14 protein-coding genes are annotated in these 12,915 nt (G+C 66.5%); 6 read left to right on the top strand and 8 right to left on the bottom strand.

What is annotated here, in order from left to right:
- Positions 1 to 4: 4 nt before the first annotated feature.
- The 7 genes from GR303_RS10600 to GR303_RS10570 all read right to left on the bottom strand — a co-directional run bounded on the left by GR303_RS10600 (position 5) and on the right by GR303_RS10570 (position 5,169).
- Positions 5 to 409, bottom strand: coding sequence for a GFA family protein (locus GR303_RS10600; RefSeq protein WP_161721970.1), 405 nt, complete (start codon positions 407 to 409; stop codon positions 5 to 7).
- A gap of 2 nt (positions 410 to 411) precedes the next feature.
- Positions 412 to 714 (bottom strand): 4a-hydroxytetrahydrobiopterin dehydratase, encoded by a 303-nt coding sequence (locus GR303_RS10595; RefSeq protein ID WP_161721971.1) that lies wholly within the window; start codon positions 712 to 714, stop codon positions 412 to 414.
- 64 nt (positions 715 to 778) lie between these two features.
- Positions 779 to 1,795 carry a YeiH family protein gene (locus tag GR303_RS10590; protein ID WP_161721972.1) on the bottom strand — a complete coding sequence of 339 codons (1,017 nt, stop codon included), beginning with the start codon at positions 1,793 to 1,795 and terminating at the stop codon, positions 779 to 781.
- Between the two features lie 128 nt (positions 1,796 to 1,923).
- Positions 1,924 to 2,514 (bottom strand): histidine phosphatase family protein, encoded by a 591-nt coding sequence (locus tag GR303_RS10585; RefSeq protein ID WP_161721973.1) that lies wholly within the window; start codon positions 2,512 to 2,514, stop codon positions 1,924 to 1,926.
- A 39-nt stretch (positions 2,515 to 2,553) separates the two neighbouring features.
- On the bottom strand, positions 2,554 to 3,090 hold the full coding sequence (gene thpR, locus GR303_RS10580) for an RNA 2',3'-cyclic phosphodiesterase (protein WP_161721974.1): 537 nt from the start codon (positions 3,088 to 3,090) through the stop codon (positions 2,554 to 2,556).
- 306 nt (positions 3,091 to 3,396) lie between these two features.
- On the bottom strand, positions 3,397 to 4,440 hold the full coding sequence (locus GR303_RS10575) for an aldo/keto reductase (RefSeq protein WP_161721975.1): 1,044 nt from the start codon (positions 4,438 to 4,440) through the stop codon (positions 3,397 to 3,399).
- A 66-nt stretch (positions 4,441 to 4,506) separates the two neighbouring features.
- Positions 4,507 to 5,169, bottom strand: a complete 663-nt coding sequence (locus GR303_RS10570) for an arylesterase (protein WP_161721976.1) — start codon at positions 5,167 to 5,169, stop codon at positions 4,507 to 4,509.
- A 72-nt stretch (positions 5,170 to 5,241) separates the two neighbouring features.
- Here GR303_RS10570 and GR303_RS10565 point away from each other — a divergent pair, with 72 nt between their 5' ends.
- From GR303_RS10565 to GR303_RS10540, 6 genes are all read left to right on the top strand, one after another.
- Positions 5,242 to 5,934: an ABC transporter ATP-binding protein gene (locus GR303_RS10565; protein ID WP_161721977.1), complete on the top strand. Its 693-nt coding sequence runs from the start codon at positions 5,242 to 5,244 to the stop codon at positions 5,932 to 5,934.
- 12 nt (positions 5,935 to 5,946) lie between these two features.
- Entirely contained in the window at positions 5,947 to 8,535 is a 2,589-nt protein-coding gene (locus GR303_RS10560) for an ABC transporter permease (protein ID WP_161721978.1), read from the top strand.
- A gap of 231 nt (positions 8,536 to 8,766) precedes the next feature.
- Entirely contained in the window at positions 8,767 to 9,531 is a 765-nt protein-coding gene (locus GR303_RS10555) for a Bax inhibitor-1/YccA family protein (protein WP_161721979.1), read from the top strand.
- Between the two features lie 133 nt (positions 9,532 to 9,664).
- Positions 9,665 to 10,279 carry a 3'-5' exonuclease family protein gene (locus tag GR303_RS10550; RefSeq protein ID WP_161721980.1) on the top strand — a complete coding sequence of 205 codons (615 nt, stop codon included), beginning with the start codon at positions 9,665 to 9,667 and terminating at the stop codon, positions 10,277 to 10,279.
- Between the two features lie 43 nt (positions 10,280 to 10,322).
- A complete protein-coding gene (locus GR303_RS10545) occupies positions 10,323 to 10,859 on the top strand; it encodes a GNAT family N-acetyltransferase (protein WP_161721981.1) in 537 nt (178 codons plus the stop codon).
- 9 nt (positions 10,860 to 10,868) lie between these two features.
- Positions 10,869 to 12,116, top strand: a complete 1,248-nt coding sequence (locus GR303_RS10540; RefSeq protein WP_161721982.1) for an MFS transporter — start codon at positions 10,869 to 10,871, stop codon at positions 12,114 to 12,116.
- Here GR303_RS10540 and GR303_RS10535 read toward each other — a convergent pair.
- Positions 12,113 to 12,496, bottom strand: a complete 384-nt coding sequence (locus GR303_RS10535) for a DUF2794 domain-containing protein (protein WP_161721983.1) — start codon at positions 12,494 to 12,496, stop codon at positions 12,113 to 12,115. The two genes, GR303_RS10540 and GR303_RS10535, sit on opposite strands and share 4 nt — an antisense overlap.
- Between the last annotated feature and the right edge of the window lie 419 nt (positions 12,497 to 12,915).

The following is a 12,915-nucleotide window of genomic DNA, read 5'->3' as shown; positions in this document are numbered from 1 at the left end:
GCCTTCACGGCACCTCGCCCCGGTTCTCGGGAAAGCCCTTGAGATCCGGGGTGCAGAGCCAATGCTCGCGGCGCTTGGTCCAGGCCTCGTAGGTGGGCGTAAACAGGTTGGGCTCGTCGAAGGCGCCGAGCTTGATCTCGATCTCGTCGCCTGCATCGCGGTCGAAGACCTGGGAGCCGCAGACCGGACAGAAGCAGCGCTCGGATTCAGGCGTGGCGGACCAGGTCTTGACCGCCCCGGAGATCGTCACCTGATCGACGGGATAGATCGCGAAGGCGTTGAAGGGCGCGCCGCTGATCTTGCGGCAGGTCATGCAGTGGCACAGGCCCACGCGCTTCGGCTCGCCGCGGGCCTCGAAGGTCAGCTGCCCACAGGCGCAGCCGCCGGTCCGGATGGGCTTCTCCGCCATGGCTACCGCCTCACCAGCCCCGCCGCCATCTGGTCCATGCGCTGCGCGAGCTCGACGTCGCGGCGCGTGAGGCCCTTGGCATCGTGGGTGGAGAGGGTGACATCGACCCGGTTGTAGCTGTTCGACCATTCGGGATGGTGGTTCATGGCCTCCGCCGCGAGCGCGACGCGGGCCATCCAGCCGAAGGCCGCGTTGAAATCGTCGAAGACGAAGCGCTTGGTGATGGCATCGCGGCCCTCCACCATCGCCCAGCCGTCGAGGGCGGGCAGGAGCTCGGAGCGTTCGCTGTCGGTCAGGCGGGGCATGGGCGGGCTTCACCGTGGACAAGGGCTCTCTAGTGATGAGGCAGGACCGACCGGTTTCAAGGCCTCAGGCGATGCCGAGCAGGCGGATGAGGCCGAGGCTGATCGCCAGCAGCACCAGGAGCGAGAGCGTGACCGCGAGCGTCACCCGCCCGCCGACCCGTCCCAGCACCTTCAGGTCCACGCCCAGCCCCAAAGCCGCCATGGCGATGATGGTGAGCAGGGTGGCGGCGGGCATCGCCACCTGCAGGAGCACCTCCGGAACGGCGCCGAGGGAGCGCAGGAGGGCGAGGCCCAGGAAACCCAGGATGAACCAGGGGACGAGCCGGTTCAGGGGCACGCCCGAGCGCGGCCCTTCCGTCGCGCGGCCGGCCAGCACCGAGAGCGCAAGCACCACCGGCCCCAGCATCAGCACGCGCACGAGCTTCACCAGGGTGCCGAGCTGCACGCTGACGAGGCCCACCGGCACGGTCGCGGCGAGCACCTGCGGCACCGCATAGACGGTGAGCCCCGCGAGCACGCCGTACTGGGTGGGGGAGAGGTCGAGGAGCGGCACCAGCAGCGGCAGGGCGAGCACCACGACCACGCCGAGGATGGCGGTGAACGCGATTGCAGAGGCCACGTCCTCAGGTCTGGCGCCGATCACCGGCGCAACCGCCGCGATGGCCGAGTTGCCGCAGATGGAATTGCCGCAGGCCACCAGAACCGCCATCCGCTTCGGCAGGCCGAGCACCCGCCCGAGCCCGTAGCTCGCGCCGATGGCGAGCGCCACCACCGCAGCGATGCCGAGGACGAGGCTCAGGCCCGCATCGCGCACCGCCTGAAAGCTGATCGAGGCACCGAGCAGCATCACGGCGATCTCGAGCAGGGTTTTGGCGGAGAAGCCGATGCCCGGCGCCCAGCGGGGCCCGGGCGTCCAGAGGGTGCGCACGGCGGTGCCGATCAGGATCGCGATCACGAGGGCTTCGAGCCAGGGCCTTCCGGTCCAATGCTCCTCGAGCCACTGAAGCATGACGGCCGCGAGGGCGATCACCGCGCAAAGGGCGATGCCGGACGCCAGTTCAGCGATGCGGTTGCGGATCATGGAAGCTTGTTGTCCTGCAGCTTGTCAGCGAGGGGCTACTTGCAGAGCAGGCGGGATGCAAGCTCAACCGCATCGATCGTCCTTCCGCGCCCGCTGCCCAGGCCCGGAATGGCGGGGGAGAACATCACCTAATCCGCAAACCCATCCTCGATCGCGCGCCAGTCCTGCGTCAGCGTGAACGAAGCCCGGTCGATGACGATGAAGCATCCGCCGCCCGGATGCCGCGGCCGGCTCTCCCGGCCGATCTCCACCTGTTGCAGATGGGCGGTGAGCAGGCAGCCGACGGCCCCGTGCGAGACCACCACGATGTCGCCGGAGGTTTCCTCCTCGCGCAGGATGCGCCCGACGGCCTTCACGATGCGGGCCTGCGCATCGACGGCGCGCTCCCAGCCGCGGATGCTCTCGTGCGGGCGTCCGAAGAACGCTCGCACAACCTCCCAGAATTCCGGCGGCGCGATGAAGCCCGTGGAGGAGCGGTCGTTCTCGCCCAGATCCTCATGGGTCTCATAGGAGAGCCCCAGGCGCCGCGCCACGATGGCGGCCCCGTCTTCGGCCTTGCGCTCCGTGCTCGCGTGGACGGCCGTGACGTGCCGGCCTGCGAGACGGTCCACGAAAAGCTCCATGCGCGCGCGTCCGATGGCGTTCAGGGGCCATTCGGTGACGGGCTGCCCCGGGTCGATGACCACTTCGGGGTGGGTGAGGAAGACGAGCGAGGCCATGGGTGCCGCTGTAACAGCCCTGCACGGACAGGTCGAGGCTCAGCCGAGGGGATAGGCCGCCTCGATCACATAGGGTCCGCCTCCCACCGAGGCCCGGGACGAGTAGAGCACGAAGCGGCGGGCCGTGAAGGTGAGCCTGGGGAAGTGGCCGCGGGTGGCGATGTAGTCGGCCACATCGACCGGAGAGGCATGCTTCAGGCGCGCCAGGGTCACGTGCGGCGTGAACCTGCGCGTCTCGGGGGCGAGACCCACCTGGCGCATGAGGCGCTCCTGCTCCGCCTGCAGCTCGCTCAGCTCGCCGTTGCCGGAGGTCCTGGCAAACACCGCACGGGGCTTCGAGCCCCCGAAGCTGTCGAGCCCGTCGAGGGTGAGGGTGAGCGGGCCGCGCCGGCGCGCGTCGCCCAGGGCCGAGCACACGTCGTCCGCCATCCGTTCGTCGATGTCGCCGATGAAGCGCAGCGTGATGTGGTAGTTCTCGGGATCGACCCAGCGCGCGCCGGGAAGCCCCCCGCGAAAGCTCGACAGCGCCAGGGCGATCTCGGCCGGGATCTCGATGCCGGTGAACAGGCGTGGCATGCGGCACCTCCCGAGGCTTGCTGATGCCAACTCAGACGATTGGTGGCCGGGTTTGTTCCGGATTATCAGGTGTCATCCCGGACGAAGCGTAGCGAAGATCCGGGATCGTGTGCAGAACAACGCACCAGAAACTCAACGCTGTCATTCCCGCGTAAGCGGGAATCTATAACCGCTAACAGTTCCTAGATTAACTAAGGTCGTGTTTATGGATTCCGGGCTCCGCTGCGCGGCCCCGGAATGACAGTACTAGACTGGCTAACACGATCCCGGATCGGCTTACGCCGTCCGGAATGACGCTCTGAATCGTTACGGGCACGGGTTGCAGTGCTCGACGTGGATGGCGTTGATGCGCTTTTCCAGCTCCGGGGTGATCGACACGTTGATGGAGGCGATGTCCGTCTTCAGCTGCTCCATCGAGGTCGCGCCGATGATGTTGGACGTCACGAAGGGGCGCGAGTTGACGAAGGCGAGTGCCATCTGGGCCGGATCGAGCCCGAACTCCCGGGCGAGCGCGATGTATTTGCGGATCGCGGCCTCCGCGGTCGGGTTCTCGTAGCGCTGCCCGCGGTTGAAGAGGGTCGTGCGCGCTCCCGGCGGGCGGGCGCCGTCGAGATACTTGCCCGTGAGATAGCCTTGAGCCAGCGGCGAGTAGGCGAGCAGGCTCACGTTCTCCTGCATCGTCACCTCGGCCAGCGCCACCTCGTAGGTGCGGTTGAGGAGGTTGTAGGCGTTCTGCACCGACTGCGCCCGCGCCAGGCCCTTGGCCTCCGCGTGCTTGAGAAAGGTCATGGTGCCCCAGGCGCTCTCGTTGGAGAGGCCGAAATGGCGGATCTTCCCGGCCTTCACCAGGTCGGTCATGATCTCCACCGTCTCCGCGATGGGGTGGGAATCCCCCTCCTGGTGCTTGAAGATCGTCGGGTTCGACCCCCAGGGCATGGGGCGGTCGGGCCAGTGGATCTGGTAGAGGTCGATGTAGTCGGTCTGGAGGCGCTTCAGGCTCTTGTTCACCGCCTCCTCGATCTGCGCCCGGGAGAGCTCGGCCTTGGAGCCGTCGTCCCTGTACCATGTGCTGTCGGAGCGGCCCACCACCTTGGTGGCGAGAATCACCTTGTCGCGGGTGCCGCGCGCCTTGAACCAGGAGCCGATGATCCGCTCCGTGGACCCTTGCGTCTCGGGACGGGGCGGGATCGAGTAGAGCTCGGCGGTGTCGAAGAAGTTGACGCCCTGATCGAGGGCGTAGTCCATCTGCGCGTGGCCATCGGCCTCCGTGTTCTGCTCGCCCCAGGTCATGGTGCCGAGGCAGATGAGGCTGACATTGAGGTCCGTGCGGCCGAGGCGGCGATATTCCATAGGTCCAGGCTCCTCGCGGCGATAAGGATCCGCCGCGTTCAGGCAAGAATGAGGCGCTGATGAAGATCAGCGCTGGGCGATGCGGGCGAGAAAGCTCTCGACGGTGGGCAGGATGCGCCCGACGATGATCTCGATCCCCTTCGCCGTCGGGTGGATTCCGTCGGGCAGGTTGAGGGAGCGGTCGCCGGCGACCCCGTCCAGGAAGAAGGGATAGAGCACAAGGTCGTGCTTCTTCGCAATCTCCTGGTGGATGGGATCGAACTTCGCGATGTAGTCCGGGCCGAGATTACGCGTGGCGTACATGCCCGCAAGCATCACCGGGATGTTGCGGGCCTTCAACCGCTCCACGATGGCCTCGAGGTTCCTGCGGATCCCGGCCGGGTCGAGCCCCCGCAGCATGTCGTTGGCGCCAAGCTCCAGGATCACCCCGTCGGTGCCGTCGGGCACGGACCAGTCGAGGCGGTCGAGGCCGCCGGAGGTGGTGTCGCCGGAGACGCCCGCATTGGCGATCTCCACGCTGTGGCCCCTGGCCTTCAGCGCCCGTTCCAGCACCACGGGAAAAGCGGCCTCCTGCGGCAGGCCGTAGCCGGCCGTCAGGCTGTCGCCGAAAGCCACGAGGCGGATGGGCCGGCCCTGCGCCTGGGCCGGGGCGAGGGGAGCGATCAGGGCGGCCAGGGCCGCTGCACACGCAAAAATGATCGTCATGAATGGGCCGGATTGGCGCTTCATCGATAGGCTTCCCATCTCTACCGGACTAGAACCGGTGACTTTCCAAGTTTCCAACAGATCGGGTGAACGGGCATGCAGGACAAGGCCATCGCGCTGCACGATGTCGATTTGAGCCTCGGGCGCGGGGCCGCACGGGTGCATATCCTGAAGGGCATTTCGCTGACCATCCCCAAGGGCGAGGCGGTGGGCCTCGTCGGACCTTCGGGATCCGGCAAGTCGACCCTGCTCATGACCATGGCCGGCCTCGAGCGGCCCGATTCGGGAAAAGTCATCGTCGACGGCACCGATCTCTCGGGCTTGGACGAGGATGCCTTGGCCCGCTTCCGGGGGCGGCGCATCGGCATCGTGTTCCAGTCCTTCCACCTCGTGCCCACCATGACGGCGCTGGAGAACGTGGCCCTGCCTCTGGAACTCGCCGGCGATAGCGAGGCCTTCGAGCGCGCCGAGGCCGAGCTGCAGGCGGTCGGGCTCGGCCACCGGCTGCACCACTACCCGGCGCAGCTCTCGGGCGGCGAGCAGCAGCGCGTGGCCATCGCCCGCGCCATCGTGCCCAACCCGGCGATCCTCGTGGCCGACGAGCCCACCGGCAATCTCGACGAGAAGACGGGCGGGTCCATCATCGACCTGCTCTTCGCCCTCAAGCGCGACCGGGGCGCGACGCTGGTGCTGGTCACCCATGATCTCAACCTCGCCCGCCTCTGCGACCGCATGGTGCGCCTGCGCTCGGGCCAGGTGGAGGCCGATGCGGCCCTGGATGTGGCGTAAGGGAGCAGGCTCATGCACGGAACCCTTCCCGCCACGCCGCAGAAGCGACCGTCATCCGCGTCCCGCCTGCCGCTTCTCCTGCGCCTCGCCCTGCGCGAGTTGCGTGCGGGCCTGAGAGGCTTCGGCATCTTTCTCGCCTGCATCGCGCTCGGCGTCGCAGCGATTGCGAGCGTCGCCTCCCTGTCCCGGTCGCTCACGGAGGGCATCTCCCGCGAGGGGAGGCGGATCCTCGGTGGCGACATGGCCTTCTCCCTGATCCAGCGGGAGGCGGGTGCACCTGAACGGGCGTTCCTGGAGTCGAAGGGCCGGGTCAACGTGATCGCCTCCATGCGGGCCATGGCCGTGGCCGGCGACAAGGGCTCGGGACTCGTGGAGATGAAGGCGGTCGATGGCGGCTATCCCACCGTCGGCACCCTCGAAACCGATCCCCAGCTCACCGCCGCCGATCTTTTCGCCGAGCGCGGCGGCGCCTTCGGGGCGGCGGTCGATCCGGCCCTGCTCGCGCGCCTCGACCTCAAGGTGGGCGACCGGGTGACGGTGGGCGCCGCTACGGTGGAGCTGCGCGCCCGGCTCGTGTCCGAGCCCGACAAGATCGCCGACGGCATCGGCTTCGGGCCGCGGCTCCTGCTCTCCCGGGAGGCGCTTGCCGCCACAGGCCTGGTGCAGCCCGGCAGCCTCGTGCGCTGGACCTACCGGCTCACCCTGCCGCCGGAGCTTTCGACGGAAGAAGGGTTGACCCGGATCGAGGCCGAGGCGGGCCGCGTCCTGCCGGAGGCGGGCTGGAACATCCGCACGCGGCTCAACGCCGATCCGCGCTTTGCCCGCAACATCGAGCGCTTCACCCAGTTCCTCACCCTCGTCGGCCTGACGGCCCTGCTCGTCGGCGGCGTCGGCGTCGCCAACGCGGTGCGCGGTTTCGTCGACCGCAAGCGCGCCTCCATCGCCACCCTCAAGAGCTTGGGCGCGCCGGGCGGGCAGGTGGTGATGCTCTATCTCACCCAGGTGATGTTGATCGCAGCTGTCGGCATCGCTATCGGCCTCGCTTTCGGGGCGGCCCTGCCCTTCGCGATCACCGGATTGTTCGGCCATCTCCTGCCGATTCCGATCCAGCCGACGCTCGCCTGGAGCGAGCTCGGCATCGCCCTGCTCTACGGGGCGCTCACCGCCCTCGTCTTCGCCATCGCGCCCTTAGGAAGAGCCCATGACGTGCCGGTCTCCGGCCTCTTCCGCGACCAGATCGATCCGGAGCGCCGCTGGCCGCGCAAGCGCTACGTGACGGCGCTGGCGCTCTCCGTCGTGGCGCTCGTGGCGCTGTCGCTGCTGGCGGCCTATGACCGACGGGTGGCTCTGATGTTCGTGGGTGCCGCCGCGGGCTCCTTCGCGCTGCTGCGGCTCGTCGCCTTCGGCATCATGGCGCTCGCCCGCCGCCTGCCGCGCCCGCGCCGGACGGCGCCGCGGCTCGCGCTCGCCAACATCCACCGGCCCGGGGCGCTCACGCCCTCCCTGGTGCTGTCGCTGGGGCTTGGCATCACGCTCCTGGTGACGCTCGCGCTCATCGACGCCAACCTGACCCGGCAGCTTACCCAGAGCCTGCCGCAGCGGGCGCCGAGCTTCTTCTTCCTCGACATCCCGAACCAGCAGGCGGATGCCTTCGAGGGCTTCCTCAAGGGCCAGGCCTCCGATGCCCAGATCGAGCGCGTGCCGATGATGCGCGGACGGCTCGTCACCCTCGGCGGCCGTCCCGTCTCCGAGATCAAGGCGGCCGAGGACGTGGCCTGGGTGCTCTCGGGCGACCGCGGCATCACCTATTCCAGGGTGCCGCCGGAGGGTTCGAAGATCGTTCAGGGCGAGTGGTGGCCTGAAGACTACCGCGGCAAGCCGCTGGTCTCCTTCGACCAGAAGATCGCCGAGGGCCTGGGGCTGAAGATCGGCGACGAGATCACGGTGAACGTGCTCGGCCGCAACATCTCCGCCACCATCTTCAACCTGCGCGAGGTGGAGTGGCGCTCCATGGGGATCAACTTCGTGATGGTGTTCTCGCCCAACACCTTCGCCGGCGCGCCGCACACGCATCTGGCCACCGTCACCTTCCCGAACGGCTCGGATGCGGCGCTCGACGCCCGGATCCTGCGTCGCGCCGCGCAGGCCTATCCGATGGTCACGAGCGTGCGGGTGAAGGATGCCCTGGAGGCGGTCAACGACGTGGTCTCGCAGCTCGTGATGGCGATTCGGGGCGCAAGCGCGATTGCGCTGATCGCCAGCCTTCTGGTGCTGGCGGGCGCGCTCGCGGCCGGGCACCGGGCCCGGCTCTACGATGCGGTGGTGCTCAAGACCCTTGGGGCCACGAGGGCGCGACTCCTCTCCGCCTATGCCCTCGAGTACGGGCTTCTCGGAGTCGCCACCGCCGTCTTCGGGCTTCTGGCCGGCACGTTCGCCGCCTATTTCATCGTCGAGCGCATCATGAACCTAAGCTTTGCCTTAGATTTGTCGGGCGCGCTCCTGGCTTCCGCCCTCGCCGTGCTCGTGAGCGTTGGATTAGGCCTGGTGGGAACCTGGCGGATCCTCAGTCAAAAACCGGCGCAATATTTAAGAAATCTTTAACCTCGCGCTCGCCCGCGACGGTGATGGAGGGTCGGGACAGTCGAACGGGGAGCAGCATCGACCGTGCTCCCCGTTTTTCTCTGTCACGAAGGTTTGAAGCTTGGCTCTCCCCCTTGCGGAACGCAGGCAGCCCCCTCATATTTTGCATGTCGCCCGCATCTGCGGCGACCGAGGGCTGACTTCCCAGCCTTTCGAGGGAACATCAACGGGACACCGCGAGAAAGGACTCCGATGCAACCGTATGAGCAAAACCAACACGCCTATGGCACCGGCTTTGCCCGGACGGCGGCTCAGGTCGACCAGGGCCTGCGCGCCTTCATGCTCGGCGTCTACAACAACATGGTCCTGGGCCTGGCCATCTCGGCCCTGGTCGCGCTCGGCCTCAACATGGCCGCCATCACCACCGACGACACCGGCAGGAGAGCACTGACCGCATTCGGTCAACTCCTCTATACGTCGCCTCTGAAGTGGGTGATCGCCCTGGCGCCTCTGGCCTTCATCTTCATGTTCTCCTTCCGGATGGACCGGATGTCGGCGGCGTCCGCCCGCACCACCTTCTTCGCCTTCGCGGCGGTGATGGGTGCCTCGCTCTCGACGCTGCTCCTCGTCTATACCGGCGCGAGCGTCGTCCAGGTGTTCTTCATCACGGCGGCGGCCTTCGGCTCGCTGTCGCTCTGGGGCTACACCACGAACCGCAGCCTGTCGGGCATGGGCTCGTTCCTGATGATGGGCCTCGTCGGCCTGATCCTGGCCTCGATCGTGAACATCTTCGTCGGCTGGGCGATGCTGCAGTTCGCCATCTCCGTGATCGGCGTGCTGATCTTCGCAGGCCTCACCGCCTACGACACGCAGAAGCTGAAGGAGATGTACCTGTACGGCAACTTCGACTCCGAGGCTGCCGGCAAGGCCTCCGTGTTCGGCGCCCTGACCCTGTACCTGGACTTCATCAACATGTTCCAGTTCCTCCTCGCGCTCGTGGGCAACCGCAACGAGTAAGGAACGGAGCAGACGCTCTCACGAAAGCCCCGGCCCAAAGCCGGGGCTTTTCTTTATGAGGTTACAAGCTTGCAAATCCGCAGCATCGCGAAAACAATTCCATAAGCGCTGATCCGATGCAGAGGATGCCAACGTGAAGACCGCCATCATATTTGACTGCGAATTCCTTTGCATTCAGGGCTCACAAAGCAGATTCTGGTGCGCCGCTCACGACCCTGATCCAGTTATCGCACAGATCGGCGCTGTGAAGCTTGGGTTGGAGGGTGGCTTCCCTCTCCTGGATAGATTTAGAGCCTACGTTCAGCCAATAGACCGATTTGGCAATCGCTATGCTATCGATCCGTTCTTCACTCATCTGACCGGCATCACCGAGGAAAATATCTGTACCGATGGGCTGCCATTGCAGGAAGCCCTGGAGGACTTCGACCGCTTCTCGGCTGGGGTAAGATTCTGGTCATGGGGCAAGGACGAGCTGAACATGGTCGCCATCAGCTGCTATATTGCGGGCATTCAATGGCCCATTCCGGCTCACCGGTTTGACAATGCCGTCAAGCTCTTCATCGGGGCTGGGATGCCGATAGAAGATATCGGGAGGACTCCCAGCAACAAACTCGCAGATTACTATGGCATCGAGCATACCCCGTTGCAGGGACATGATGCGCTCGATGATGCGCTTTCAGTGGCATACGCCCTGCAGCATCTACTGAAGATCGGGAAGCTGCAGCCAGACATCTTCGACCGCACCTAGCCTGTCCGTTGAATCGAAACGACTAGGGCGTTACGACTGGCGCATGAACCTCGTCATCCGCCCTTCTCTCGAGACCGATATTCCCGCCATCGCGACGATCTACTCGCACGCGGTCGTCCATGGAACCGCCTCGTTCGAGCTCGAGCCGCCATCGCAAGCCGAGATGGCGCGCCGCCGTGAGGCGATCCTGGAGGGCGGCTATCCCTATCTCGTGGCGGAGCGCGGCGGCGAGATCCTCGGCTATGCCTATGCGGGCGCCTACCGCACCCGGCCAGCCTATCGCTCCACGGTGGAGGACTCGATCTACGTCGCTTCGGATGCGCAGGGGCAGGGCGTCGGGCGCGCACTTCTGGCGGCGCTGATCGAACGATGCGAGGCCCTGGACTTCCGGCTCATGGTGGCCGTCATCGGCGATGAGGAGTCCCACGGCTCCATCGCCCTGCACAGGAGCCTCGGCTTCGAGCCGGTGGGCATTCTCAAGGGCATCGGCTACAAGCACGGGCGCTGGCTCTCCACCGTGCTGATGCAGCGTCCTCTCGGGCGCGGCACGGACGCGCCGCCGACCCGGCCCGCCATCTGAGATCCGCCCATGTTCGCAACGATGATCCGCAGGCCGAAGGACGGCCTTTGGCAGAACCCGGATTTCATGCGCCTGTGGGGGGCGCAGACCCTGTCCGCCATCGGCACCCGTTTCACCCGCGAAGGCCTGCCGATCATCGCGGCTCTCACTCTCGATGCTTCGGCGACGGATCTCGGCCTTCTCGTGGCGCTGAGCCAATTGCCGGGCGTGATCCTCAGCCCGTTCGTGGGCGCTTGGATCGACCGCACCCGCCGGCGGCGCGTGCTGATCATGGCCGATCTCATGCGCGCCGCGGTGCTGATGACCCTGCCGGTCATGGCGTGGTTCGACGCCATCACCATCGGGCAGGTGATCGGCGTCGCCACGGCGGTGGCCCTGTTCTCCATGTTCTTTCAAACGGCTGACAACGCCTATCTGCCGACCGTGGTGGAGAAGGACCAGCTCCTGGAAGGCAATGCGAAGCTCGCCACCACCGATGCGCTCGCGGAGATCGCGGGTCCGGCTCTCGCAGGTGTCGCGATCCAGGCGCTGACCGCACCCTTCGCGATCCTCTTCGATGCCTTGTCCTATCTCTGGTCCGCCTTGCTGCTGGCCTTCATCAAGCGGCCGGAACCGCCGCTCGTCACCGGAGAGCAGGCGCCGGATCTCTGGCGCGAGACCCGGGACGGCATGCGCTTCGTCTTCATGCATCCGGTGCTCCGTCCGGTGACCCTGTGCCTTGCGACGCTTACCTTCTTCCTCAGCGTCTTCGCGCCGCTCTACGTGCTGTACGCGGTTCGCGATCTCGGCATCCAGCCGGGCGTACTCGGCTTCATCGTCGCCCTCGGCGGCATCAGCGGCCTAGTCGGGGCGCGCTTGGCGGCCTGGGCGGGGCAGCGCTTCCCGGTCCGCAGGGTGCTCGTCGGGGCCCTGCTCGCCTATGGGCTCGTGACCTGCTTCATCCCCCTGGCGCAGGGTCCCCTCTGGATGGCGGCTGGGGCCCTGTGCATCGCTCAGCTCTTCGGCGACGGCCTCTGGGTGGCGTTCTCCACCAATGCGACGGTCCTGCGCCAGAAGGTGACGCCGGATGCCTTACGCGGGCGTGAGTCCGGCACGGTGCATCTCCTGACCGGCGGGCTCGGGCTTGTTGCGGCCCTGGGCGCCGGGTTCGCGGCGGACTGGATTGGGATCAGGACCGTCCTGTGGATCGGCGCTGCGGGTACCGTGTGCTCCAGCCTCTGGCTCCTGGCCTTGCCTCGGGATTTGGATCAGGGCTAGTTCGACACCACCTTCGGCTTGTCGAGCACCCGCAGCACGCGGTCGAGCTCATGCCCGCGCTTGAGAATCAGGCCGGTGGAGACGATGACGGAATAGGCCCCCTGCTTCTTGGCAAGCTTCGGATCCTTCTCGATCCGGTAGAGGGGCATTTCGGAGGTGCGCCGGAAAATCGAGAAGACGGCCTTGTCGGGCATGAAGTCGATGGCGTAGTCGCGCCATTCGCCCGAAGCCACCTTGCGGCCGTAGAGATTGAGGATGGCCTGCAGCTCGGCCCGATCGAAGGACACCTGCTTCGGCGCGGCGGGGAAGGGAACGACCTGCGCCGCGCCCTGACTTGAGCCGCCGCGCAGCGGCTCTGCGGCGATGTCACCTTCGCTCATGACGCCTCCCATGACTGTTAGCACAGCCAGATGATGGGCTTCGGCCATGATCGGATCAACCCGTTAAGACACAATGAATCACCGCTTCTCCCGCAAATCTTATTCCTGCCGCATTCGTGCCCCGATGGAGCCGCACTGAACTCGGTAAATACTCAAGTTGCCTCGACGGCCCGGCTCATCGAACGGCTTGGACACGTCAGCCCCCCAGCCCTCCGGGTCGTTTGGAGAGCCGGGCCACAACAGTCGAGACACAGGGCTGCCCACAGGGCAGCCTTTTTCTTTTCAAAGCCATACGTCGCGCACGAAGTGTCGGCCCGAGGCCGTGGCAGATTCTTCGAAACGACTTCCATGTCATGGCCGGCCTTGTGCCGGCCATCCCGATTCGAAGAGCGCTCCGCGCAATCGAGATCACCGGCACA

The sequence above is a fragment of the Microvirga arsenatis genome, assembly GCF_009910705.1.
Classification (GTDB): Bacteria; Pseudomonadota; Alphaproteobacteria; order Rhizobiales; family Beijerinckiaceae; genus Microvirga; species Microvirga arsenatis.
Note: the sequence above shows the minus strand (reverse complement) of the source record. Positions and strands in the feature narration are given on the sequence as shown.

What these genes read in the sequence shown, in the direction of transcription:
- GR303_RS10600 (WP_161721970.1), bottom strand. Translation starts at nt 409, where the DNA reads ATGGCGGAGAAGCCCATCCGGACCGGCGGCTGCGCCTGTGGGCAGCTG.
- GR303_RS10595 (WP_161721971.1), bottom strand. Translation starts at nt 714, where the DNA reads ATGCCCCGCCTGACCGACAGCGAACGCTCCGAGCTCCTGCCCGCCCTC.
- GR303_RS10590 (WP_161721972.1), bottom strand. Translation starts at nt 1,795, where the DNA reads ATGATCCGCAACCGCATCGCTGAACTGGCGTCCGGCATCGCCCTTTGC.
- GR303_RS10585 (WP_161721973.1), bottom strand. Translation starts at nt 2,514, where the DNA reads ATGGCCTCGCTCGTCTTCCTCACCCACCCCGAAGTGGTCATCGACCCG.
- thpR (WP_161721974.1), bottom strand. Translation starts at nt 3,090, where the DNA reads ATGCCACGCCTGTTCACCGGCATCGAGATCCCGGCCGAGATCGCCCTG.
- GR303_RS10575 (WP_161721975.1), bottom strand. Translation starts at nt 4,440, where the DNA reads ATGGAATATCGCCGCCTCGGCCGCACGGACCTCAATGTCAGCCTCATC.
- GR303_RS10570 (WP_161721976.1), bottom strand. Translation starts at nt 5,169, where the DNA reads ATGAAGCGCCAATCCGGCCCATTCATGACGATCATTTTTGCGTGTGCA.
- GR303_RS10565 (WP_161721977.1), top strand. Translation starts at nt 5,242, where the DNA reads ATGCAGGACAAGGCCATCGCGCTGCACGATGTCGATTTGAGCCTCGGG.
- GR303_RS10560 (WP_161721978.1), top strand. Translation starts at nt 5,947, where the DNA reads ATGCACGGAACCCTTCCCGCCACGCCGCAGAAGCGACCGTCATCCGCG.
- GR303_RS10555 (WP_161721979.1), top strand. Translation starts at nt 8,767, where the DNA reads ATGCAACCGTATGAGCAAAACCAACACGCCTATGGCACCGGCTTTGCC.
- GR303_RS10545 (WP_161721981.1), top strand. Translation starts at nt 10,323, where the DNA reads ATGAACCTCGTCATCCGCCCTTCTCTCGAGACCGATATTCCCGCCATC.
- GR303_RS10540 (WP_161721982.1), top strand. Translation starts at nt 10,869, where the DNA reads ATGTTCGCAACGATGATCCGCAGGCCGAAGGACGGCCTTTGGCAGAAC.
- GR303_RS10535 (WP_161721983.1), bottom strand. Translation starts at nt 12,496, where the DNA reads ATGAGCGAAGGTGACATCGCCGCAGAGCCGCTGCGCGGCGGCTCAAGT.